At 55.4% G+C, this 25355-nt stretch carries 14 protein-coding genes and 1 pseudogene; 11 read left to right on the plus strand and 4 right to left on the minus strand.

The annotated features are described in order from the left end of the window. Positions 1 to 208: 208 nt before the first annotated feature. The 9 genes from SH528x_RS25600 to SH528x_RS25640 all read left to right on the plus strand — a co-directional run bounded on the left by SH528x_RS25600 (position 209) and on the right by SH528x_RS25640 (position 14549). Positions 209 to 2278, plus strand: a complete 2070-nt coding sequence (locus tag SH528x_RS25600) for an AAA family ATPase (RefSeq protein WP_442506284.1) — start codon at positions 209 to 211, stop codon at positions 2276 to 2278. A gap of 3 nt (positions 2279 to 2281) precedes the next feature. Next, positions 2282 to 3760 carry a hypothetical protein gene (locus tag SH528x_RS25605; RefSeq protein WP_442506285.1) on the plus strand — a complete coding sequence of 493 codons (1479 nt, stop codon included), beginning with the start codon at positions 2282 to 2284 and terminating at the stop codon, positions 3758 to 3760. Between the two features lie 461 nt (positions 3761 to 4221). Beyond that, positions 4222 to 5241, plus strand: a complete 1020-nt coding sequence (locus SH528x_RS25610) for a LacI family DNA-binding transcriptional regulator (protein ID WP_442506286.1) — start codon at positions 4222 to 4224, stop codon at positions 5239 to 5241. Beyond that, positions 5238 to 6170, plus strand: a complete 933-nt coding sequence (rbsK, locus tag SH528x_RS25615; protein WP_442506287.1) for a ribokinase — start codon at positions 5238 to 5240, stop codon at positions 6168 to 6170. The genes SH528x_RS25610 and rbsK overlap by 4 nt, the downstream gene beginning before the upstream one ends. Positions 6171 to 6438: 268 nt before the next feature. Continuing rightward, the gene (locus SH528x_RS25620; RefSeq protein WP_442506288.1) at positions 6439 to 7404 is read left to right on the plus strand and encodes a sugar ABC transporter substrate-binding protein; all 966 of its coding nucleotides are present in this window, start codon (positions 6439 to 6441) and stop codon (positions 7402 to 7404) included. Further along, a complete protein-coding gene (locus SH528x_RS25625) occupies positions 7401 to 8939 on the plus strand; it encodes a sugar ABC transporter ATP-binding protein (RefSeq protein WP_442506289.1) in 1539 nt (512 codons plus the stop codon). Before SH528x_RS25620 ends, SH528x_RS25625 begins: the two co-directional genes overlap by 4 nt. A 13-nt stretch (positions 8940 to 8952) precedes the next feature. After that, positions 8953 to 9912, plus strand: a complete 960-nt coding sequence (locus SH528x_RS25630) for an ABC transporter permease (RefSeq protein WP_442506290.1) — start codon at positions 8953 to 8955, stop codon at positions 9910 to 9912. 357 nt (positions 9913 to 10269) lie between these two features. Next, positions 10270 to 13035 carry a sulfatase-like hydrolase/transferase gene (locus SH528x_RS25635; protein WP_442506291.1) on the plus strand — a complete coding sequence of 922 codons (2766 nt, stop codon included), beginning with the start codon at positions 10270 to 10272 and terminating at the stop codon, positions 13033 to 13035. Continuing rightward, entirely contained in the window at positions 13032 to 14549 is a 1518-nt protein-coding gene (locus tag SH528x_RS25640; protein WP_442506292.1) for a sulfatase family protein, read from the plus strand. Before SH528x_RS25635 ends, SH528x_RS25640 begins: the two co-directional genes overlap by 4 nt. Positions 14550 to 15295: 746 nt before the next feature. Here SH528x_RS25640 and SH528x_RS25645 read toward each other — a convergent pair. Then, positions 15296 to 16303, minus strand: a complete 1008-nt coding sequence (locus tag SH528x_RS25645; RefSeq protein ID WP_442506293.1) for an IS110 family transposase — start codon at positions 16301 to 16303, stop codon at positions 15296 to 15298. A gap of 619 nt (positions 16304 to 16922) precedes the next feature. Then, a pseudogene (locus tag SH528x_RS25650) lies at positions 16923 to 18289 on the minus strand (IS3 family transposase); the annotation flags it as partial. Positions 18290 to 18566: 277 nt separating this feature from the next. Here SH528x_RS25650 and SH528x_RS25655 point away from each other — a divergent pair. Further along, positions 18567 to 19229: a transposase gene (locus SH528x_RS25655; protein ID WP_442506294.1), complete on the plus strand. Its 663-nt coding sequence runs from the start codon at positions 18567 to 18569 to the stop codon at positions 19227 to 19229. Continuing rightward, positions 19226 to 20023, plus strand: a complete 798-nt coding sequence (locus tag SH528x_RS25660) for a transposase (RefSeq protein ID WP_442506295.1) — start codon at positions 19226 to 19228, stop codon at positions 20021 to 20023. Before SH528x_RS25655 ends, SH528x_RS25660 begins: the two co-directional genes overlap by 4 nt. A 270-nt stretch (positions 20024 to 20293) precedes the next feature. Here the strand turns inward: SH528x_RS25660 and SH528x_RS25665 are convergent, their stop codons facing one another. Together SH528x_RS25665 and SH528x_RS25670 are read right to left on the minus strand one after the other, a co-directional pair. After that, the gene (locus tag SH528x_RS25665; RefSeq protein ID WP_442506296.1) at positions 20294 to 22618 is read right to left on the minus strand and encodes an efflux RND transporter permease subunit; all 2325 of its coding nucleotides are present in this window, start codon (positions 22616 to 22618) and stop codon (positions 20294 to 20296) included. A 210-nt stretch (positions 22619 to 22828) separates the two neighbouring features. Further along, entirely contained in the window at positions 22829 to 24898 is a 2070-nt protein-coding gene (locus SH528x_RS25670) for a redoxin domain-containing protein (RefSeq protein WP_442506297.1), read from the minus strand. Positions 24899 to 25355: the final 457 nt, after the last annotated feature.

The raw sequence follows: 25355 nt of genomic DNA on the forward strand, positions 1-25355 counted from the left end.
CCCGCTGGGGAGGTCAGAGACGGCGGTAGCCGGATCTGGGTGGGGTTCGCAGTGTTAGAAATGGATCGTGGCAATTCGAGACAACCCACTGCGGCAGAAAACGCTCGGCTCGAAAACCGCCCCGACGCCGTTGAGATTCGGTAGACTTTGAAGCACCGCGACGTGGTGTCTCGAACCCAACCTTCTTTTCTTTCGGAGCGTTCTCGCCTTGGCCGCAAACGAATGGGCATGGTTGCCTACCCCTCGTAAAGACATCCTGCCGACCATCCAGGCCGCACTGCGTAAACGGTTCGTGTTCTGCGACGTGATCGCGGACCTGTTGTCGGCGGCTTGTTATGAACCCTGCAACGTGCTGTTGTGGGGTCCCGGCGGACATGGCAAATCGGAAATGGCCGTCACCGCCCTTCGTGCTCTCGGGCTTCGCGACGAAGAGATCTTTATACAATCGTTCGGCGAGGGGATGAGCGAAGACCGACTGTGGGGTGGCCCCGACATGGCGTCGCTTGACACCTGTGTCCGCTACGACACGACGCGTTCGTTCTTGGCACCCCAATACAAAGTGGTCATCTTCGAAGAACTGTTTGACGCGCCGGCGCAAGCCCTGCTGCCTTTGAAGGATGTCTTAACTCGCCGCGTGTTTATGAACGGAACCGAGCGAGTTGAGATGTCGGCCAAAGTCGTGATCGCGTGCACCAACAAAGACCCTCGCGAGTTTGCCGAGGGCAGCGATGCGGTCCAGGCGTTGATGGAGCGTTTTCTGCTGCAAAAAGAAGTCCGTTGGCCGGGTTACGAGGCCAAACATTATCGCGAACTGTTTGCCAAAGTCCGACGTGGATCCAGTATGGGAGGCAAACAATTGCAAACGATGCTGTCCAAAGTGATCGCGGGACTCAACGAAGAGAAAACGTTCATCATGTCGCCTCGTATGGCGATCCAATCACTCGAAGTCGTCAGCAACGCGGCCAAAATCCACGGCGACATGATGATCACCTCCGAAGCATTCCAGAGCATTCGATTTGTCCAGGGAATGCAGTCGTACACGGCGGATCTGGAGAGGCGGATTGAGCGGCAATTGCCGGACGAAAAAATCAACATCCGGCTAACTGATGCCGACTTTTCCCACAATGATGCCGGACCGCTCAAAACACCGCGAAGCAAAATTCCCGCCCTTATTTCTGACAGTTTGTCGTCACGCTTTATCCACTGCGACGAAATCGTCCAAGTGTTGACGCACGCATTCTTTCAGCCTTGCAATGTGTTGCTCTGGGGTCCCGGCGGTCACGGCAAGTCCGACATGGTGATGACGGCGCTGAAGAAACTGGGGTACCTCGAAAACGAGATCTTCTTGCAATCGTTTGGCGAAGGGATGACCGAAGACCGATTATGGGGCGGTCCCAACATCGCCAAGTTGGACGAGTGTTTGGAATACGATACCGATCGTTCGTTCCTGCCGTTTGAAGTTGTGATTTTGGAAGAGATTCTCGATGCGTCGTCGCAAGCACTGCTGCCGCTGAAAGATGTGCTGACGCGTCGTGTTTTCATGAACGGCAACCAACCGGTGCCGATGCGATCCCAGGCGATTGTGGCTTGCACCAACAAAGATCCGCGTCAATTTGCCAAGGACAGTGATGCGGTCAAGGCTCTGTTGGAACGATTTCCACTGCAATTGGAAGTTCGCTGGCCCTCGTATGACCAAGCGGACTACGAAGCATTGTTCAGCAAAACCAATCCCGATGCAGGTCCCGACCGCCGCAAACTCAATCGCATCTACGCTCATGTGATCGCGAATTTGAACGACGACCGAGAAAGTGGCTTTCAAATTTCACCTCGAATCGCCCTGGGGGGACTGCGTTTGGCAGCCAACAGCGTCGGACGTCATCAGCGAAAGAAGATGATCGTCGATGACATCTTGACCATTCGCAACGTGCAGGGAATGGAATCCTACAAAAAGGATGTCGAATCCCTGATCCGCTCGGCATTACGCGAAGGCGGTGTGGAGGTACTGCTCAGCGACATCGACGAGCGTGCTCGGCAACTGCGAGGCAAGATGCAGGACATTAACACCAAGTTTGCCTCCGCCAAAGATCTCGACGACGAAGCTCGCGGTGACGTCAATGACGAAGCGATCTCGGATATGGTCGATTTGATGAGCAGCATGGATGCGCTGAAACATGAATTGTTCAGCATCGAAGTCTCTGACCCCATGTTGATCAAATGGAAGAAACGCTCCGAAGAAGCGGTCGACGAGGTCGCGGCGGAAATCGAGGCGGGGAGATAGACGATGACGCAAGTTCATGTCGCCCGCAAGTTCCGTGACTTCATTCGCTTCCACACGCATATCACCTATCCCGAATCGAGCGAACGCCGTCAACAAATCAATACCGCCGAGGTGGTCAAGAAACTTGACGCGATCGGGATGGGGCACGTTCATGTACCGATCATCTGGGACGGAGTTCACTTGGTCGATGAAGGCCGATTAGCAGGTGCCAATGAAATCGAGCGGCGCGTCCGTTTCACCTATCGTATGCGGATGTGGAAGCTGACGACGTGGATCGATGAAGTGTTCAGTTGGTCGGCACGCGATGTCGATCTGTATCTACAGCTTGCGCAAGCCCTTCGCGAGGTCGATTTCGAGGACATCAAGGGACGAACAGACGTCGACCGAGCGATTGCGAATATTGCCATCATCGCAACCGCCAAACGCTCGCTTGCCCAAGGGATTCCGCCCGACACGATCACGTGGCAGATTAATTGGGCATTAAAGCAGGTTGGCGGACTCGAAGCGGACGAGGTCGAATTGCTTGAATGTTTGCCTGACGAAAGCATGCTGAAATCGGCTGACAAGATCGATCACGAACAGATGTCACGTGACCGCGGCATCTCGTCGATCGCATTGGTCGAAAACATTGACACGCGTGGCAAGATTGCGTCGCTGTTTGCCGATTGTTTCGGTGGCGTCCGGCGAGATACAGAAAAGAAGGAAACGCACCCGCTGTCGGTTCGTCGGCTCGATGTCGCTTCGCGGTTGTTGGCGGAACCCGGCATGGAAGCTCTGTTGCGAATCTCACGGATCGCCAACGAATATGTAGCGTTTCAGCCCCGGTTCGAGAAAAAGATGACGCCCGCGGTCGATGGAGATCAAACACGAATGCGGATGATGCAGTCGTATGACGAGCTGCCGAAATTGGCCCCCGCCGCCTGGGCATTAAAAGTTGCCGCCCCCAAATACTTTCGATATCGCTTGGCAACGAAAAGTTTTATGGTGCGTGAGAAGATCAAACGCAGCGATAAAAAGCAGTTCTTTTACGCGATGCTCGACCGATCCAAATCGATGCAGCAAGGCGAACGAATTTACAAGTTGCTCGCCATCTTGCTGAACCGTCTGCGAGCCGTAGGTCGACGCGAAGCAATTCTCGGCTACAGCTTTTTTGATTCCGTCGTACACGAAGAGGTCATCGTACGTGAAGTCGCTGAGGCCCGTGAAGAGATTCGGCGGATGCACTACGAGTTTTTTACTGGCGACGACACGGACATCAATTTGGCACTGCGTGAAGGCATCAAACGCATCAAAAACTTGGTCAATGATCAAGAGTCCGAGCAGCCCGAATTGATCATCGTGACCGATGGAGACCACGGCATCAACGTCCGCCCGGATGAATTAAAAGGCATCATGTTGCACGTATTCGTGGTCGAAGAACGCAACGACGACCTCATCAAACTCGCGCACCACACCGGCGGCGTCGCGCTAGACAGATTGTAGGCCGAAACGCAGCGTAGCGAGACTCGCGAAGAGTTTCGTCCATCCCCGTAGTGGATCTTGCTAAAGATCCCTCAATCAACGTTCCCCCCGCTTGATAACAGGCTAGAAGCCTATCCCACATTCTCAAAAGTCTTCGCGACTTTCGCTACGGCGTGACTGCTCACCGACGCGACGATCAAACGCGGGGCACGCTGACGGCTTGGAAAGCCGTGCGACAATCGTCGGTTTTGCCAACCTCTGCAATCACGCTATCGCCGTTGATAGCCCCGTAGTGGATCTTGCTAAAGACCCTTCGAGCAACACCCCGCTTGATGACAGGCTAGAAGCCTATCCCACATTACTGAAAGTCTTGGCGACTTTCGCTGCGGGTGGGTTGTGGCTCTATAGACAACGGTTGACGAGGATAGAAGGCGGGAGTAAATTGGCACAATCGTTTGTGCTTCTTTTGGGTGAGACCTTAGATGTCGGTGACTTTGCAAAATGTGGCGGATGCGGCGGGGGTGAGCGTTTCAGTCGCTTCACGCTCGCTGAACGGTCGCGCTCGTGAGTACCGGATCAGTGAGGCGACTGAAAAGTCTGTCAAGAAAACTGCAGCGAAACTTGGGTTTCGACCTAGCCAGGTCGCCCGCTCGCTGCGGCTGAAACGTTCGGGATTGGTCGGTGTGGTGGTCCCCGATCTGTCGAATCCGTTCTTTGCCTCGATCGCTCGCGAAGTCACGCTGGCGGCGGAACACGATGGCTACTCGGTGATCGTTGCCGATAGCCGTGAAACGACCGCGAATGAAGAAAAGCTGATCGAACAACTGCTCGGCCGACAAATCGAAGCCCTGGTCGTCTGTCCCGTCGGCCGCCATCACGATCATCTGACGGCAATCGATGGATCGGGATTGCCAGTGGTGCTGGTCGATCGCGGGTTCGCGAAAAGCAAACTCGTGCAAGTCACTTCGGATCATCGCTGCGGTGCGGAGCAGGCAACCGAAATACTGCTGGAGCATGGACACCGATCGATTGGCGTTTTGCAGGGGCTTCCTGGAACGCTGCCTAACGACCAGCGGATCGAGGGACTTCGCGCTGGATTGGCAAAACATGACATCGAATTGGACTCGTCAATGATTGCTGGCGACAGTTTTAGTGAACGTTCGGGGTACGAGTCCGCCCGGCAACTACTGAGCACACACCCAAACATCACTGCGTTTTTCGCCTTCAGTACCCCGAATGCTCTGGGGGCACTCCGCGTGATTTCGGAAATGGGACTGCGTGTTCCGGACGACCTGTCGATCGTGACGTTCGACGATATTCCCTTTGCCGACTTTATGAGCGTGCCCCTTACAACGGTCGCACAAGACGTGCCAGCTCTGGGACGGACCGCTGCGGAATTGATCAGCAAACAACTGCGAAGTGGGAAGCGTCCGCGAATTAAAAAGCATTCGGTGAAAGTGCACCTTGTTAACCGAGACTCGATCTGTGAGGCAAAACGATGAGCGTCAAACGTCCGCAGATTACGGTCGTCGGATCGATCAATATGGATCTAGTTGTCCGCTGTGACCGATTCGCCCGTCCCGGGGAAACGATCACGGCAAATTCGTCGGCTGAAATCAGTGGTGGCAAGGGAGCCAACCAAGCTGTCGCGGCTGCACTTTCAGGAAGCAATGTTCGAATGATTGGCCGAGTCGGCGACGATGCCTTCGCTAACACGCTGCTGCAAAATCTGCAGTCGCACGACATCGATTGTGATGGCGTGTCGAAAACGACCGACTGCGCTAGCGGACTGGCCATTGTGACAGTCGAAGCGAGTGGTCAAAACGCAATCATGTTGGTGCAAGGAGCCAATGGACGCGTCACTCCGGAGGACGTCGATACCAACCGCACTGCGATCGAGACTGCCGATGTGGTGCTGTTGCAGCTTGAAATCCCGTTGGATGCCGTATTAGCGACGATCAAGATCGCCAAGCAAGCGGGCGTGCGAATCATCCTTGATCCCGCTCCCGTTCCGCAGGTCTGGAGCGATGAATTGCTGAACGTTGACCTGGTTTGCCCCAACGAGACCGAGGCTGCTGCGATCACGGGTCGGCCGGTCGAAACGATCGACGACGCGAAAGAGGCTGCCCAAGAACTTCACCGTCGCGGCTGCAAAAACGTGGTGATCACCTTGGGTGACCGTGGATCGGTGCTGTACGCGAACAACACTTTTCACCAGTTTGCCGCAGACAAAATTACTGTGATCGACACCACCGCTGCGGGCGATGCTTTCGCAGGCGCCTTGGCCGTTCGTTGGGCAGAAACGGACGACCTGGTCGAAGCGATGCGATTCGCCACTGCCGCGGGAGCGATCGCGGCATCACGCGAAGGCGCACAACCCAGCATGGGAACGCGCCAAATGATTGAGGAGCGATTGAAGATTGAACGCTAGTTCGACTGCCCTATTTTTTCGTTTTCCCCGTATTTGTGAGCCGACGGCGCTAGCCGCGGGCCTTATTTTTCAACGTTTTTCCCAGCTGCGGCCCGACGCTAGCGCGTTCGGCTCACAAAATAGGACAGTCGAAAAAGCGGGCTGTTAATTTAATGACCTGCTCGCGCGTGACCGGCGGCCGCGTCCCTCGAACTACCCGGTGTCTTACGGCCCAGGGCTCACGAGAAAACATCCTTCCATTTTTACTGCTCACGTCAAAGAGATACCCATGAACATTCGTCATTCTCTCCTGCTCTTAACGCTGCTGTTTTCGGTGGGCTGCAATTCATCGTCAAACAAGCCCAAGGATCGACAAACGTCGGGCGGGGACAACGATAAGCCTCGTGTCGCCTTGATCATGAAATCGCTGGCGAACGAGTTTTTCTCGACGATGGCCGATGGGGCAACCGAACATCAAGCCGAACACGCCGATGACTATGACTTGGTCGTCAACGGGATCAAGGACGAACGTGACCTCAGTCGCCAGGTGGCCTTGGTCGAAGAGATGGTCGCCAGCGGCGTGGATGCGATCGTGATCGCTCCGGCGGATTCAAAGGCACTGGTTCCCGCGCTGCGACGGGCATCCCAAGCGGGCGTCGTCGTGATCAACATCGACAACCGACTGGACGCTGACGTGCTAACGCAAGAAAAAATCTCAATCCCGTTTGTCGGTCCCGACAACATGGCAGGAGCCAAGAAAGTGGGCGACCACTTGGCTGCCAAATTGAACAAGGGAGACAAGGTGGCGATCCTGGAAGGCATCCGCACCTCGTTTAATGCCCAGCAGCGTTTGAAAGGTTTCCAAGCCGCGATGCAAGACGCTGGGATCGAGATTGTCGACAGCCAAACTGCGGAATGGGAGATGAGTAAAGCAAACACGATCGCATCGTCGATGCTGAGCGAACATCCTGAAATCAAGGCGATCCTGGCCGCCAACGACTCGATGGCCTTGGGCGCAATCGCAGCGGTGAAAAGTGCGGGCCGCGAAGGCGAAGTGATGATCGTCGGCTTTGACAATATCACGGCAATTCAAGAGGCCATCAAACAAGGTAAAGTTTTGGCGACCGCCGACCAACATGGCGATCAGTTGGCAGTGTTCGGGATCGAGGCGGCACTGAAGCAAGTGAAGGAAGATTCGGCAGCAACCGCGGATATCGAAACTCCGGTCGATTTGGTGACGAAGGAAAGCCTGTGAATTCGTTGTTGCAAGTCGACGGCCTGACCAAGCGTTACGGCAACGTGACGGTATTGCGTGACGTGTCGCTAGAGGTGCGTCCGGGCGAAATCCATGCTCTGTTGGGGGCCAACGGTGCTGGCAAAAGCACGCTGTGCAAGATCGTTAGCGGGCTTGTACCAAAGTCCGAGGGCGAGATGACACTCGACGGCCAATCGTTTGCTCCGTCGAACAAGCAAGACGCAGAAGCCGCTGGCGTGGAGATTGTGCAACAGGAATTGAATCTGATTCCGACACTGTCAGTCGCCGAAAATCTGCTACTGACTCGGTTGCCACGGCGGTTCGGCGCGATCGACTCGCGTGAACTACATCGCAGGGCAGAACAAATCCTAGATCGCTTCGGATTGGCCGATGTGGCAAGCCACGCGTTGGTCGGGTCGCTGGGGGTTGGACGGCAACAAATGGTCGAGATCGCGGCCGCTTTGGCTCGGCGGTGCAGATTGCTGATCCTGGACGAACCCACCGCGGCTCTTTCGGGCAGCGAATCCGAGCAGCTGTTCGGTCACTTGACGCGACTGCGAGACGAAGGGGTTGCAATCATCTACATCAGCCACCGGCTCGACGAAGTCGCACGACTGAGCGACCGAGTTACTGTGCTGCGCGATGGGGCGTTGGTGAGCACTCAAGCGACCGCAACGTTGACGACCGATGCGATGGTGGATTTGATGAGCGGCGAAACGACGAATTCGACCAAGCGGAATCACGTCAGTCATGCGACGAACGAGAGTGCAATGCGAGTCGAGTCGGTGACGTCGGGGATCGTTCACGATGTCTCGTTCACGGTACGGCGGGGCGAGCGACTTGGGATCACGGGACTGGTGGGATCTGGCCGCACGGAATTATTGCGAGCGATCTTTGGTGCCGATGTCGCTGACGCTGGACATGTTTACCTAGGTGCCGATTCTCTGGGTTCGGGTGCGTCACCGCGGCGGTTCCGGCATCCTAGCGAGGCGGTAGCGGCGGGGTTGGCGATGGTCACCGAAGACCGAAAACAAGATGGGCTGCTGCTGTCGCAATCGATTCGCATCAACACGACCCTAAGCAGTATGTGGCGACGATTTTCGCGTGCTGGTCTGACTCGCGAGGCCGAAGAAAACCGAGTTGCCGCGGAGATGCGAGACTCGCTAGCGACACGTTGCGAGTCGATTGATCAATTCGTCGGCACGCTAAGCGGTGGGAACCAACAGAAGGTTGCGGTGGCAAAATGGTTGGTTCGCGACGCTGACGTCTTTTTGTTTGACGAGCCGACTCGCGGTATCGATGCCGGGGCCCGACAGCGGATCTATCAGTTGTTCGAGACTTTGGCCAGCCAAGGCAAAGCCATCGTGATCGTCAGCAGCGATTTGGAAGAATTGTTTGAAACATGCGATCGCATCGCAGTGATGTCGGCGGGTCGGATGGTCGAAACGTTTGACCGCAACGAGTGGACCGAAGAAAAGATCATGCAGGCATCGTTCCGCGGCTACAAAGACCGTTTACAAAACGTAAATACATAAAATCAGTTCTGTTATGAAACAAACGCAGCTTAAACAATCGATTCTTCAATACGGTGGACTGGTGGCGGTGCTAATCGCATTGGTCGCCGTGTTCAGTGTCATGAGCAAGAATTTCTTTCAGATGACCACGTTGGTCTCGATCGCGAACCAGATTCCCGATCTGACGTTTCTAGCCGTGGGCATGACGTTGGTACTGGTGGTGGGTGGCATCGATCTGTCGGTTGGTTCGCTACTAGCGCTATCGTCGGCAGTGCTGGGCGTGTTGATGGCGAATCACGAGTGGCCGCTACTGGCGGCACTGCCGATCGCGATGTTGGTCGCGGGTGGATGTGGACTGGTGAACGGATTTATTTCGGTTGGCTTTGGCATTCCTTCGTTCATTGTCACGCTGGGGATGCTCGAAATCGCCCGCGGTGCTACCAAGGTGGTAACCGATTCGCAATCGGTTTACATCGGCAGCCGCATTGAATGGTTTGGTCAACCGATCGCCAGTATCCTGTTGTCACCTGCGTTTTTTATCGCAGTGGTAACGGTGATCGCGGGCCAATTTGTGCTGATGCGGACCGTGTTCGGCCGCTACTGTGTCGCGATCGGGACGAACGCCGAAGCAGTGCGAATGTCGGGCATCCGCGCGGCGCCCTATTCGATCGCGGTATTTGGAATCAGCGGTTTGATGTGCGGTTTGGCGGGCTTGGCACAATCGTCGCGGTTGTCGACGGCGGATCCGAACGCGGCAATCGGGATTGAATTGGCTGCCATTGCCGCTTGTGTGATCGGTGGCACCAGTTTGATGGGCGGGCGAGGCAGCGTGGTCAGCTCGTTTATCGGCGTGTTGATCATCCAAGTTTTACAAACAGGGTTGGCGCAAATTGGTGTCTCCGATGCGAACAAACAAATCATCACTGGCTGCGTGATTGTCGCTGCGGTGCTGTTGGACGCGCTGCGAACCCGTTGGGGGCGAGCGAAGACCTGAGTTGCTTATTTTTGAAATTTAATGGTCGCTGATCGCTCGGTACAAGCCAGAAATTACAGTTGTCTTTTGAAGCGATGACAGAGCGTAGGGCCGGTTCCTACCGGCCGGTTTCATTGAGCTGTTGAGGATGGCCGGTGGGAACCGGCCCTACTTACTGCGATCCGAACGTAAGATCGCGGAGCGATCAACGACATTCACACCACTGATTCCCAAGGCTCCTGCCTGGGAACGAGTGGAACACTTTATTACTGACGGATTTCACAGCGTAGCCTAGGCTTCCAGCCTGGGAACCACTGCGAACCCAGGCTGGAAGCCTAGGCTACGTTTACTCCCCGTATGACACCTGAGAATCAATCGATGAAAACGTTGTGCTTTGTTTTGCCGTTGTTGCTATCGGCGTCCCACTTATTGGCCGCAGAAAACCCGCCCACTGAGCGACCGAACGTGTTGGTGGTCATCACCGACGACCAAGGTTTTTGCGAATTGTCGTGCCATGGGAATCCGGTTTTGCAGACGCCTCATTTGGATCGATTGCACAACGAGAGTATCCGGCTGACCGATTTCCACGTCGCACCGATGTGCACTCCGACGCGTGGCCAGTTGATGACGGGAGTGGACTCACTTCGCAACGGCGCGATGAATGTTAGCAGCGGCCGAACGCTGTTGCGACGAACATTTCCGACGATGGGCGATCTGTTCACCGCGTCAGGCTGGCAGACGGGACTGTTTGGAAAGTGGCACCTGGGCGACACCTATCCCTACCGCCCGCAGGATCGTGGGTTTCAGGAAAGCGTATGGTTCCCGTCCTCCCACATCGGTTCGGTCCCCGACGCGTGGCAGAACGATTACTTTGGCGACACTTACGTCCACAACGGCGTCCGTCAATCCTATCGCGGCTATACCACCGACGTGCTGTTTCGCGAATCGATGCAGTGGATGAAGGACCAAGCGGATGCGAAAAAACCTTTCTTTTGCTATTTGGCGACCGCCGCAGCTCATCAACCGCATTACGTGCCCGCACGGAATCGTGAGTCGGCGCAGAAGGCATTCCAGACGATTCGCGATACGCTACCAAGCCTTCCGTCGGTGCAGGAGTCCGAGCTAATTCGCTTCCTGGGGATGGTGGACAACATTGACGAGAACATGGGCCGGCTCGAGGCTTTTTTGACCGATAGCGGGCTGCGTGAAAACACCGTGGTCATCTTCATGACTGACAACGGCAGCACGTTCGGGCCGAAATACTTTAATGCCAACATGAAAGGTGGCAAAACAACCCTGTGGGAGGGAGGACATCGGGTGCCGTGCTTCGTCCGCTGGCCCGCCGGTTCGCTACGCCCCGCGAGTGACGTCGCCGGGCTAACTCAAGTGCAAGATGTGTTGCCGACGCTGGTCGATTTACTGGGGATGAATATTCCCACGGAAGCTCAATTTGACGGCATCAGTTTGGCCAACGTGTTGAAAGGAACGACTGGCGTTCCCGAGGACCGAATGCTGGTTATCAACTACAGCCGCATGCCATTCAGGATGGTCAAGACGATCCCTAACAACGGCGCAGTTCCGCGTCGTGAAGGGGCGGCGGTGTTGTGGAAACAGTGGCGACTACTTTCCGACAAAGAGCTTTACAATTTGACCGAGGATCCTTTGCAAACACAAAACGTAATCGCCGAGCATCCGGAAGTGACCCGAGCGATGCGAGCCCATTTGAACGCGTGGTGGGACGGCGTAAAAGATCAGGCGAACGTGTTTGAGCCTTCGATCATTGGCCACGATGCCGAGAATCCTGTGCAGTTAACGGCGTGTGAATGGGCCGACGTGTTCATCGATCAACAGAAACAAGTCCGAGCTGGCGATCGCAAGAATGGGGTATGGCACGTCGAGATAGCACAGGCAGGCGAGTACGAATTCCGACTGAGCCGTTGGCCCGATGAGTGTCACTTGAGTCTGACGTCGGGAGTCGATGAAGCTCGAGTGACCGATGGTGTGCTGCCGGATGGCCCCGCATGGCCGATCGCGGCGGCAAAACTGCGAGTAGGAGATATACAGCAACGCGGAAAGGTGACGCCCGAATCGGGAGAAGTCCGATTTCGAATGAACGTGCCTGCAGGTCGCACGACCATGCAAAGCTGGTTTTACGATGGCGAAGGCAAAGAGATCGCAGGCGCCTACTATCTGGCCGCCGAGCGATTGCCGACTGCGGATTCAGTCAAGCTGATTCTCGACACTGACATGTCGGGCGATGCCGATGACGTCGGTACCCTGGCGATGTTGCATGCACTGGCTGACCGCGGCGAATGCGAACTGCTGGCGACGATCGTCAATCGTGCGGATCTGACGAAGGCGTCGGCTGCGGCGGTGGACGCGATCAATACGTACTACGGCCACCCCGATCTTCCGATCGGTACCGACAAAGTGGGACCGACGGCGCTACAGCGTACCAGTACGTATGCACCGAGTTTGCGAGACGGTTTCCCGAACGACATTGGTCCCGACGACAAGGCCCCCGACGCACTGGACATTTACCGCCAAACATTGTCCTCACAGCCCGACGGCAGTGTCACCCTATGCAGCGTCGGAGCGTTGTCGAACCTCGCCGAACTGTGGCGGCGCGAGCCTGATTTGGTGAAAAAGAAAGTGCGCCGTCTGGTTATCATGGGAGGCGAGTTCCCCAAGTCCAGTCGTCCCGAAACCAACATCAAGACCCACCTCGAAGCCTCGATCGTGGTTGCCAACGAGTGGCCAGGCGAAATCGTCTGGCACGGTTTCGAGATCGGCAACGTGTTAATCACCGGCGAACGTTTGAAGCAGACGCCGAGCGACAATCCCGTTCGCCGTGGTTATGAAAAACGTCGTTATCAGAATCGGGCGTCCATCGATGGCGGCCAACCCAGCTACGATCAAGCCGCAGCATTGTTCGCTGTGCGAGGTGCCGAGCCGAAGTACTGGCAAGTCGTTTCCGGGGGCCGCGTCAAGCTCGATGCCGAAGGTGTTTCGACGTGGGGCGATGATCCGTCGGGGCAACACAGCTATGTGAAACTTGCGTGCCCTCCCCAGCAACTTGCCACGGTGATCGAATCGCTGATGGTCACCCCGCCGAAGCATCTTATCCATGGAGAAAGCAAATGAATTTGCCATTACGATTGATAATCGCCGGACTGTTCCTGACGCCATTGGTCTCGGTTAATGCGGCTGAGCCGGTCGATACGAATCCCAACGTCGTGATTATGATTGCCGATGACGTCAGCTGGAACGACTTCGGATGCTATGGCAATCCGGCTGCTCGCACGCCCAATATCGACGCACTGGCGTTGCGAGGACTGCGTTTCACCGAGGCTTTCTTGACCGCAAGTAGTTGCAGCCCGAGTCGTGCGAGCATTATCACCGGTCGCTATCCTCACAATCTGGGCCGGGCAGCGGAATTGCATGAACCGATCGCTGCCAATTTGGCTTGGTTTCCGACGGTGCTGCGGCAAAGCGGTTATTACACCGCGCTGGTGGGCAAGAATCACATGACGCCCGAGCAACCCGCGGCGGGACAATCCAAACCGGCAAAACCTTGGGACCTAGTGGATCCAGGTACAACGCCCGACAACCACGGCGCGGAAGCTCGTTGGACCGAGACGATCAAAAATCGGCCGAAAGACAAACCGTTCTTTTGCTGGTTCGCATCGCTTGACGCTCATCGCAATTGGGATGCGGACAACGAATGGGTGGAAGAAAAGTATGGGCCGAAGCATCAGCCCGAGGATGTGATCGTTCCCGCGTTCCTGGCGGATGAACCGGCGACGCGTCAGGATTTGGCGTCGTATTACAACGAAGTGACGCGGTTCGACTATTTCGTCGGCGAAGTAACTCAAACGCTTGCGGCCGAAGGACAGCTCGACAACACCTTGATCCTGGTGTTAGCGGATAACGGGCGACCGTTCCCTCGAGCGAAGACACGATTGCACGACTCAGGAATGAAAACCGCTCTGGTCGCCCATTGGCCCAAGGGGATCGCGGGGAAAGGCGTCAGCGCATCAAGTCTGGTCAGCGTGATCGATATCGCTCCGACCGTGATCGAGGTGTCTGGGGCTGAGATTCCGGAAACGATTCAAGGTGTGAGCATGACGCCGATCTTTGGCGATCCCAGTTCTACGGTTCGCCGCTTTGCATTTTCGGAGCATAATTGGCACGACTACGAGGCTCACGGCCGCAGTGTGCGGGATGGGCAGTTCCTATACATTCGCAATTCGCGTCCAGAACTGGCGTGGCAGGGGCCTGCGGATTCGGTTCGATCGCCATCGCATCAAACATTGCGGCGACTGCGTGATGGTGAAAAGCTAAGTAATGCTCAGGCGGATGTGTTTTTGGAGCCACGTCCGGTGGAGGAGTTGTATCACACTGAGGACGATCCCAATCAGCTAAATAATTTGGCGTTTGATTCGCAGTACAAGCAAACGAAAACGCGACTATCGAAGGTGTTGGATCAATGGACGCATGAAACCGGCGATGCCGTGCCCGAGGAGTTGACGGCCGATTATTTCGACCGCGAGACGGGCGAGTCGTTGAAGTTGGAAAAAGGTCAAAAGCGGGAGCGGGGAACGCCACCGGGCGGCCCGAAAGATGCGATCCATATCCATCGGCCTGGGCCGAGGTAGATTTTTTCGTAGGCCGGAACGTAGCGGAGCGGAATTCCGGCATGGCGGGGGGGAGGGAGCTGGGAGTAAGGGAGTTGGGGAGTGAGGGAGCTGGGAGTGAGGAGTGAGGAGATTTCACCCTCCCGCTGGGAGGGTCGGCCGCAGGAAGCGGCCGGGGAGGGCAGGTGACCCTGAACTTGCACGTTGCCTTGCACGCGGCGGAGTCATTGTCGCCCAGCTTTCCAAGCTGGTAGCGTTAAAGTGAACGTGCCATCAACACTGAACGCGGTTTCTCACCGAAGCGGCGAACAAACGCGAGGCACGCTGACGGCTTGGAAAGCCGTGCGACAATCGTCGGCAGCAGCGTTCTGTCATCCCTCCCAAACGCAGCTTGAGAGCGACCGTGTTAAGATTTGGCAATAGTCGCTTATCAAAAAACTAAATTTTTGATTCGATGTTTCGCCTCGATGCGCAGCATCGAAGGACATAGGGGGCTCCTATGGGAGTCTGGCTGCGTGTATGTTTGGACCCTTGTACCGAGCGGCAACGCTCGAGTACGTAGGCAGTCGACGAGCGATTTCGGTCGTTGGTCGGCTGCCGTTTTTTCCAAATACTTCGCTCGATCCCTGGCTCGACGCTTGTTCGGGCTCGGCAAAATGGGGCCGCCCCTTCCGCATCGCCGTCACATCGGCCTCAGATGCTGGCGCAGGCCAATGTGACGGCGACGCGAAAGGGGCTCTTCAACCGTTATTTCGTTGGTGGACTGATCAGACCATCGCGGCGAACTTTGAAGCGTCAAACGTTTCTTGATTACGAACCATCGGATTGAGTGTCGAAAGAAGCTTTCGTACGCAAGCGATCATCGCCAGCTTGTACGGTTTCCCTTGCTTTCTTAGACGTGTGTAAAAGGCTTTCAGACGCTCGTCGTACTGCCGAGCTGATAACGCTGCCATGTACAATGCACAGCGGACCGATTGACGCCCACCACGCACCATTCGTTTACCATCCTTGGTGCCACTTTGCTTAGCCATCGGCGATACGCCAACTAACTTCGCAATCTCTTTGCGATTGAGTTGCCCCAACTCAGGCAGCGAAGTCAGAAGCACATTGATCGTGACCTCGCCCACGCCGGGGTGGCTCTTCAAAATCTGCACTTTGGGCTCTTGCTTTGCCAGCTCTTTGAGGATCTCGCTGAGTCGTTTATCAACGCGATTTAGCTGGTTTTCGATGTTGCGCAGCATCTGTTTTAGCAACTTGCGAGTCTCTTTGTCGGTGGTATGTAGCAACCGCGATCGTTCTTGAGCCTGCATCTTCAGAAGCGATACCCGACGATGAACCATCGCGGTGTGATGCTTCTGTTGCTCGCTGCGTCTGACTGCCAAGTGGACCGGAACGTCCTGACCAAATCGACAAATCATCGCTGCATCAATCGTGTCGGTCTTCTCAAGCCATCCATGGCCCTTGGCGAAGTCTCTGACTTGCCGTGGGTTGACAATGGCGACGTCAATCGAGCTGTCGTGAGCCATGTCAGTCATCAACAGGTGATAGCTGGCGGTGGATTCACAGAGAATCAACGTCGCGCTGTCAGGATCAATGCGGTCAAGCAATTTCGCTTGAATGCTCTTCACGTCGTTATCAATTCGCCCGGTAAGCTTGTTTTGAGAATCACAAAGATCGAGATTATTTTTGGCAACATCGACTCCGATGACTCGTTGGTAACCGGTTCGCGACAGTGGTGTTTCGTGTCGAGTGTTTGTAGTAGATTCGTTGCTCATCTTAACAGTCCCTGCCTAGTAAATGCGGTCTGGCATGACGCCGACCTAGCGACCGTTCGGGTAAAAGAACTGACTCACGATCAAGCTCCCAATCGCTCTAGCCTGGGGCCGAGAAGGGTCGGATAGGATCTGTGAGTCAGCGACTTTTCCGCAGAGCGACTGCGAAAAGGTGATCACAGCGAATCGACGCGAAAACCGGTCGAAACACCACAATGATCATATACTAGAAGTCGGACGTTCCCCTTTAGGCCTCGTCCGGGTGAGGGCCGACCGCGCAACTTTGCGTGCACTCGCCTCAGCTTGCTCGGACGGCCCTCACCCGAGCAATCGCTCTGCGGAATGTGTCAACGACAGTGAGACAACTTTTTGATAGTTGTTAGGTGCTGCATCCCGCGTGCTCAGGGGCCAGCCCCCGAACCCCCGGGATTTTTTCAGGCATGACTCGGGTGTTCAAAGAGTTTGTTGCTGGTACTGTGTCGACGTCCGGTGAAACGGAAGACGGCTCTGCGGGGACGCAACCGTCCAAGGGATAACCGGATCGAGGGTGCGTCAAAGACGTTACTTCTGGAGCCCCCGGGCAATTCGCTTCGGGGGCTTCGCTTTTCAATTCATCCTTTCGTTTGGGAGCGTTGATCCAAACTGCTTTGGGAAGGCTTGCAGGTGTGGGAATGCCGTGTACGAAACGCTCGGGATTCTTCTGCCATGCCCCGTGAAGCGTTTGTTTTCTCGACTCGATCACTTTTTCGCCTTGGCCGTAGTGCAACGATGATGGGGTAAGCAGGCCGATGCCACTGTGATAGTGCTCGTCGTTGTACCAGCCAATGAATTCACGGCAGAATCCAAGTGCGTCTTCATAGCATCCAAATCGCTGGGGAAATTCAGGGCGGTACTTCATCGTTTTGAACTGGCTTTCCGAGAAAGGATTGTCGTTGGAAACATGCGGCCGACTGTGTGACTTGGTGACGCCCAGCGAACCAAGCAACTGCGCCACCGAATGCGATGTCATCGATGGCCCACGATCGCTATGGAGGATCAATTGCTCGCGCGGAATGTTTTGCTTTTCAATGGTTGTTTCGATCAGCTGCGTGGCTAGATCGGCGCTTTCACGATGTGCCAGCATCCAGCCGACCACGCAGCGGCTGTAGATATCCAGAATGACATACAGGTAATAATAGGTCCATTTCTCCGGGCCCTTGAGCTTGGTGATGTCCCACGACCAGACTTCATTGGGGCCGGTCGCAAGCAATTCAGGCTTTCTGTAGTTCGGGTGTCGGAGTTGGTTTCTGCGTTCGCGAGTGCTTTGATTCGCTTCAAGGATGCGATACATCGTCCGCACGCTGCACATGTACTCCCCTTCATCGAGCAATTTCGAGTAGACCTGCCGCGGCGACTGATCAGCGAAACGTTCGCTGTTGAGTCGATCGATCACCGCTTTTCGTTCTCCGAGTGAAAGTGCTCGAGCTGGGATCGGTCTCGGCTTAGGTTGCTGGTCGGGATCGCGGCGACGGTACAACGTCGCTCGCGAAACATTCAGTGCGCGGCATGCAGCAGCGACACCGACTCGTTTGCTGAGCCCTTCAGCCGCACTCAATCTGTCTTCTCGTGTGAGCGTGTCTGCATCATCTCCGAGACTTTTTTTTGGACGTCAATGATCAACTCCGCCTGGCGAAGTCTTTCTTTTAGGCGTTCATTTTCGCGTTTCAAAGCGGCAAGCTCTTTTGCCTTTGACGGTATTGCTGGCGGCACATCGCTACTGGGCTTATTCGATGATGACAATGATTTTTCCCGAAGTTGACGACGCCAGCGCTGAACCACTGACGAATAGAGCCCTTCACGACGTAGCAGAGCTCCAATCTCACCGGGCTCGGAGCACTGCTGAGCTTCGATCGCGATCCGACGTTTATACTCCTCTGAAAAGCGACGACGGGTCGCTTTCTCAGCCACCTCAGGATTTTTCTTAACTTTTTTGTTGGCGATTTCGGTCATGTAAACTCTCCGTGCCCTCGATTTTGAAAAACTTCAAAGTTGTCTCACTCATGTTGGCACAGAGGGCTGAAGGCTCTGCTCGACCTCTCCCAAACGTTGAGGTCGTGCAGCTTTTAAGTTGTTTTAACGACTGGGTTTAGCGCAAAAAAAATTGACCTTCGTTTGGATTGGGATTTCGCACAGAATGTGCGTCGCTTTTCTTTCCAAGCCACACGGAGGTCGCCATGAGCATAAACGATTCAGAGACAATTAAAAAGTCGGTTATCGCCCCTTTCCCATGCCAGCAAGCCATTGGCGATGGAAACAAATTGATGCCAAACTTCCGCCGGACGATCATGCACGAATTGTTCGCCGGCAGGTCGAACAACTCGATCGTAGCGAAGTCGATCGGTTGTACAGCGGTAGGGGCCAGGAGCCCTACGATCCCATTCTGCTTTTGCAGATGGTTCTCTATCAGCACCTCAAGGGACGACTCAGCCCTGCAAGTTGGGAGGAAGAAGCCAAGCTCAACGAAGCGATGCAATGGCTCGGTCATGGATACACGCCGGCTCGTCGAACTTGGTATGATTTTCGTGATCGCATCGGCGACGTCATTGAGAGGCTTCATGACGACGTGACCCAACGGGCCATCGAGCAAGGGCATCTTGACCCGACCACGGTGGCTCTAGATGGCACGTCGATTGCCGCCTGTGCATCGCGGCATCGGATGGTCAATCGCAACACTCTCCAGAGGCGACAGGAACTCTTAAAAGAACTGATCGACGGCACTTACTGCCGAACCGATCCTCTTCCAAAATGGGTGCCGCCAACGGAGTCAGGCCGACAAGATTTGGCCTCTCGAATCGAGGCGGCCGCCATCGTACTGGAGCAACGGATTAATGAAAACGCTAAAAGCCGAGTGATAAACGCAAAGATCCTGACAAGATCACCGTCAGCTTGACTGACCCCATTGCGCCGCTGGGCCGCGATAAACGCAAGACGTATCGTCCGTTGTATACCGTTCAATTTATGGTCGATCCGGTCAGTCGACTGATTGTTAGTTATCTGTGTCAAGCCTCTGCAACGGATGCGGGCACGCTGGCCCCCATGATCGACAAGACGCAAAAGTTATTCGGCGGCCAACTCAAGAGGGTGCTGGCCGATGGCGGCTACTGCAGCATTCTTGACCTTACCGACGCGCGTGATCGGAACATTGATCTGCTGGCACCGCCATCGGCCAGCGGTAGCGCTGCAAAGCGGAAGTCACGCAGCGGCGAAATTCAAATTCCCCGCGAAGAATTTCGTTTTGAAGCCTCATTGAATTGCTATGTGTGCCCGCAAGGTCACCGCTTAGCCTATTTGTGGCGAGAAAAAAAGATGCGTATGGGCGACCGATACGTTTACCAATCGACCTATCAGTGTGACGCGAAGTTCTGTGAGGGCTGTCCGTTGGCCGAACGCTGTCTCAGCGGCAAAGGCCCACGACGAATCAAGCGAATCGAAGGCGAAGAGATGCTGGAGGCTCAACGCGAGAAGATGGCAAGTGAATCTTGCAAGACGCTTTATCGTTTACGCGGGCAAACCGTGGAACTCTCCTTTGGCGACGCCAAAGGGAATCGGCGAGTGGACCGCTTTCACGGTCGCGGAATAAAGCGAGCCCGCTGCGAGACCGGTCTGTTGGTCCTAGCTCAAAATCTCCTGCGTCTGGATAAACTGCAGCAAAGAGCCATAAGTCTAGGAAAACAAACAGCTTAAAAGCTGCACGACCTCCGTTGTTTGGGAGAGGTGACAGTACGTTTGCGCGATGCCGAATTTTTTTTAAGCGACCTCCTTGGGAAGGGCTGGTGACTTTGAGCTTGCACACAGCGGAGTCATTGTCGCCCAGCTTTCCAAGCTGGTAGCGTCAAAGTGAACGTGCTGTCGGAATCGCATGTGACTACTCACCGAAGCGGCGATCAAACACGGGGCACGCTGACGGCTTGGAAAGCCGTGCGACAATGCCGCCGAAAGTCTTCGCGACTTTCGCTACGGGGACGCTACTTCATTCTCGGTTTCTTGCCGGTGGGCGTACCGCAGCAGTAACGCGGGCAACATCACGAGGTCCGCGAACAGGGCGCCGCCGATCGTCAGAATTCCCATCGCGGCAAAGATCCGGTGGTCGCGTGCATCACTCAGTAGCGCCGTACTGAAACCGACGATCAATACGACGGTCGTCATCACCAGCGCCGTCCCCACGCCGACGAATGCGCGGCGGATCGCTTCGGTTCCACTGGGTGCCGTCTTCAGTTCCTCGCGGTACCGCGTCAAAAAGTGAATCGTGTCATCGACCGCGATGCCTAAGCAAACCGTGAACGCGCACACGCTGACGATCTCTAAACTTTCCCCCATGATCAACAGGATGAATCCCGTCATCGCTAACGGGAACAGATTCGGGATCATCGAAATCAATCCAAGCCGTACCGAGCGATAAACAAACGTCAACACCGCGAAGATGATCACAGTGGCTGTTCCCAAACTAAAGGCCAAATCGACGACGATGCGATACAAATTTTTCCATCGCCCAACGGCGCTGCCGGTGAGCTCGAGTCGGAAGTTCGGGTGTGATTGCTGGATCGATTCAAGTCCCTGCTCAATCCGCTCGAACACAGGCCCGTACGATGCAATACCGAGGTCTTGCATCCGCATGACCACCTTGGCAACGCGACGTTCGGGAATAAAGTAGGCTCGTTTTAGCGGCGGAGGCAACAATTCCAACAATGACATACGCGTCCCTGGGTCGCCTTCGCCTGGCAATGCATCGAGCAGACTGCGAATCGACAACGGGTTGCCAACGAGTGGTTCACTGCGAAGTAGATCATCGACCTCGGCAACCACCCGGCCAATCTCGCCATCAGTCGCGGCGACTTCTTCGCGCCACTGGACTGTCACTTCGGCTGTTTCCATTCCACCAAATTGCTTGTCGATGTGAGCAAGCGCCATCGCCGATTCACTACCGGAACTCATATTGCTGGTCAAACGTTGGTCGGGCCGCAACTGAAGCGTCATCGCGGCTAGCACCAGCGTCACGACGATCGCCGCGAAGCTGACCTTTCTAGAATGCCGCAACACAAACTCGATCACCACCGAGATCTTGCTCAAATTTTTGTCAACCAAATTGTGACCGTAACCGGAGTGGACATTGCGACCGAGTGGACTGGCGCATGCCAACGGAATGACGGTGATGACCGAGATGAATGTCATCAGCACGCCAATGACACAGCAGTAACCAAATTCGCGAACGATCTCATGATGAGCGAGTGCCAACGACCCAAATCCAATCGCGGTCGTCAACGACGTTAACCAGCAGGCCAAGCCGACTTCGCGGATCGACAGCCGAGCGGCATCGGTCGCCGACATGCCTTCGGCCCGATGTCGGCGAATTTGCACCATCATGTGCACGCCATCGGTGAACCCGACCATACACAGCAACACTGGCACAATCACCGAGTTAAACGGATTGTCGTCGAAACCTAGATAATGAAGCAGCCCTAATGTCCAAAACACACCAAAGCTAGGAGCGAGTGCAACGATCACGACCGACGACAGGCCGCGAAACAGGATGTAAGCGATCACGAGTGCGATTGAGTAGCCGATCAATTGGTATTTGCGTTCGTTATCCCGGGTGCTGGCGGCCCAGCTAACGCGAATGGGCACCTCGCCGGTGACTTGAAACGTCATCGCGACGCCCGGGTGATTGGCCAATGCCGCGGTCGCTGCTTCACGCAGCGCGTCAGTACAATCGTTGTCGTCAGTGACAAACAACCAATCAATTTGGACCATCAACAACAGTGTGTTGGCGTCCGGCGAAAGCAATTGGCCTCCGATCAGAGGATTGGCTAATGCACGTTCTTTCGCAGCTTCGAATCGAGCGGGCGAGGCGTTTCGTTTGGGCAAGATGGGCTCAGGAAGACCGAAAATATTGAGCATCGGAGCGCGATCCATCCACAGCACCCGCTCGACTTGATCGAGTGATTCCAGCGCAGCGACCGCATCACGAATCGCATCGGCCCCCTCCGGCGTGAAAAACTGCTCACTCTGGGCCACCACAATCACATCGCCCGCGGCGATTTGAACGGGCGAGACATTCGGTGTTTTGGCGCGAAGTGATTTGTCGAATTCTTCGTCCGCCGAAGTTTCGGTTTGGTCGGGCGATGAAATGGTCTTTTCAGGCCAGAGAATCGTAGGGTCGTATTGCCCCAACCCCATCACAATGGTCCAAATTGCCAGGATCAGGAACGTCACGATTCGATGGGTGACGATCCAATCGGCGAGCCACGAGATGCGAAAGAGCGGGGGGAGTTTAGAAAACACTTCGTGTGAATTTCCAGGTGGGATTAGGGGCGAGCGGAAAACAAATATCGGCTTTACCGTAGTGGAAGTGGCTACACGTCCCTTGGAACGATCTTTCCTCGAAAGGATCGTCGCTTAGCAGGACCGCCCCGGAAGGATCTTTAGCAAGATCCACTACGACGTGTAGCTGTCGCTTCGTCCTTAAACGGTTTGGGTATTTCGCTCCTATCGTTAACGTGAACGATGCAAACGGCTTAACGATTCCACTCGGATCTCTTCATGACTGATCTGGCCGTCGCCATCATGATCGAAAGAACGGAAACTAAACATCCGGACGGAATCGGGCAGTTCGTCCTTGGCGAGAACCCCATCGTCATCGGAATCGAATCGTTTGATGTAACGGTCCGCAAATTGGATCGCTTCTTGCTCGTTCATTTTAAGCTGCTCTGCAAGACGCTTTTGTTTGGCAGTATCGACTGCGGTTTCGCGACGATTGGACTGTGGATCCAGTGGCTTTGCAACGGCAACAAACGTCACCGCCATTTCTTGCCAAGTTTGATCGCCCCACGTGACAAACTCGGACGGATCCGGGTTCGTGGGATTGTCGGCCGAGTTGTCGAACACCGCCGTAAAAGAGAGTTGATCCACGTTACTGAGCTGCAACGGTTCGCTTAGCACGTAGTTATGTTGCCAGTTGAAATCGTAGTTTGGGACATCCAACAACGTCTGCTTGCCCGACGTTGTTTGTGCCACAAAGCGAAACGCCTTGCCACGCAAATGCATGTGCGGCGTGATCGACAACAGCGTGCCGTTTTTGGGAAAGCCACCGATGTCGCCATCGACGGCGTGGTTGGCCGCTCCCGGTGGAATTTCAAACTCTTGGTCTACTCCGCCTAACACAAACACTTCGTGAGTCACCTCACTTGGATCGGCAAACAGCAAACCAATTCGCGTGACATCCTCGGCCGCTTTGCCGGTGGGCGTGTAGTGCATTTGGAACACGAGTTTAGAACCGGCGCGAACGCGTTGAGCATAGCCGGTTGGCAATTCGCTCGGTCGTTGGCCGGGAACATACGCGGAAAGAAAACCGATGTCGCGAAAATCAGCGCCGTCGGGGGGACGTACGAAGGCGATCGAATGATGGACCACCGACCGATTGCCGGGAACGACCTCGGCAGCTCGAATCCATTTGTCTTCGGTAAACCCAGGATCGACGACGAAGTACTGGTACTCCACCGTCCCGGTGGCAGGAATATGGAACGGAGTATCGTTCATCGTCACGATTTGGTGAGGCGGTTCGCTCAGTTGCCAGCCCGCGACATATTCGCGGGCGGGCGGCAGTTTACTGGCGTCTCCGTAGGGCATCCCGGCATCAACCCAATCCGCCAAAATCTGCTTGTCTTGCTCGGGCATGTGCCGCGAATTGGCAAACGAACCATGTTTGGGATCGGCATGCCACGGCGGCATGCGATGTTGCCCGATCACTTCCAACGACATGTCGGCCCAGCCAATGACGTCGTCGTACTCTTCTAGCGAGAACGGCCCGATCTCGTCTGCTCGATGACACTCGACACAATGTTTTTGCAACACCCGGCTGACTTGATCGCAGTATGTGATCTTTGATTCGGAATCAGTCGATGTTTTTCGCGGCAGTGCGATCAAGCACCCCATCGCGGTCGTTTTCGAGTTCGGCACCGGTTTGTTGGCCAACAGCGCGTCGATGGCATCCTGCAGATCGTGCTGCGTCGCCTGTTTTCGTGCGATCCCGGGTTCGTATTGATCATCGATGCGGCCCGAGTAGCGGACCGTGCCAGAACGATCGATCACAAAGACCTCGGGGGTACGCGTTGCACCAGCTTGAACCGCGACCCGGCGATCATAATCTTTAGCAACCGGAAAGGTTAGCCGATGATCTTTGACGTACCGCTGCAACTCATCCATCGAGTCTTGGATGTTACTGTTGATCCCAATGAACTGGACGCCTTGTTCGGCGTATTGATTCGCCAAGGCATCGAGACGTGGACCATAGATCCGCGCCAGCGGACATTCGGTGCCGAGGAAACAGAGAACGTGCAGCGAGACGGTGGGGTCCGTCGAGAGTGACACCGCGGTGCCATCGGATCCTGGCAGCGAGAACGGATCCACGTGGTTTTGCAAACCGGCTGGGGCACTGAGGGCGACAGAGGGCCCCCATGTCAACAACAACACGACAATGCCGGCGGGCAGAACCGATGCGAGCCCGTTGAATCTGACACACCAACGACCCGACTCGCGTTTTTCTGAAAGAGATTTCGACATCATAAACGAAGTGCCTGGAAGGATTTACGTAGCAGAAGCGAATGGTGGATCGACGATCTTAGGCATGCAAAGAATTGCAGTTTAAAGCGGCGATTGTATCACCGCGATCGTAACCCGCGAATGGATAAGGTGATTGTAACGAAGTTCCGAGATTGTGGCGGCATCATTAAACATTCTGTCGCTTTCAAGTTGCCGGAACCGCGTTGCTATCGCGATTTGATACGGGCCTACCAAAGTCGTTCGGCGACTTCGCTCGTCGGCCGGCTTTCCAAGCTGGAACCGTTGGGGGTAAGGTGCGGTCTGCGTTGAACTAAGGAACTTCTTGCTTTGACGTTCACACGTGACGCACGCTAACGGCTTGGAAAGCCGTGCGACATTGTATGCCGGACCGTCGCGGAGCGGAGTTCCGGCAGGGCGGCGGTGACGAACTCAACATCAATTTCGCCACGATGCCCGAACC

It is taken from the genome of Novipirellula methanifontis (assembly GCF_052161655.1).
Taxonomy (GTDB): Bacteria; Planctomycetota; Planctomycetia; order Pirellulales; family Pirellulaceae; genus Novipirellula.

Excerpts from the sequence above, each read along its gene's own strand:
- SH528x_RS25620 (WP_442506288.1), top strand. The coding sequence starts at position 6,439 with ATGAACATTCGTCATTCTCTCCTGCTCTTAACGCTGCTGTTTTCGGTG.
- SH528x_RS25645 (WP_442506293.1), bottom strand. The coding sequence starts at position 16,303 with ATGAGCAACGAATCTACTACAAACACTCGACACGAAACACCACTGTCG.
- SH528x_RS25635 (WP_442506291.1), top strand. The coding sequence starts at position 10,270 with ATGAAAACGTTGTGCTTTGTTTTGCCGTTGTTGCTATCGGCGTCCCAC.
- SH528x_RS25640 (WP_442506292.1), top strand. The coding sequence starts at position 13,032 with ATGAATTTGCCATTACGATTGATAATCGCCGGACTGTTCCTGACGCCA.
- SH528x_RS25630 (WP_442506290.1), top strand. The coding sequence starts at position 8,953 with ATGAAACAAACGCAGCTTAAACAATCGATTCTTCAATACGGTGGACTG.
- SH528x_RS25670 (WP_442506297.1), bottom strand. The coding sequence starts at position 24,898 with ATGATGTCGAAATCTCTTTCAGAAAAACGCGAGTCGGGTCGTTGGTGT.
- SH528x_RS25655 (WP_442506294.1), top strand. The coding sequence starts at position 18,567 with ATGCCAGCAAGCCATTGGCGATGGAAACAAATTGATGCCAAACTTCCG.
- SH528x_RS25605 (WP_442506285.1), top strand. The coding sequence starts at position 2,282 with ATGACGCAAGTTCATGTCGCCCGCAAGTTCCGTGACTTCATTCGCTTC.
- rbsK (WP_442506287.1), top strand. The coding sequence starts at position 5,238 with ATGAGCGTCAAACGTCCGCAGATTACGGTCGTCGGATCGATCAATATG.
- SH528x_RS25610 (WP_442506286.1), top strand. The coding sequence starts at position 4,222 with ATGTCGGTGACTTTGCAAAATGTGGCGGATGCGGCGGGGGTGAGCGTT.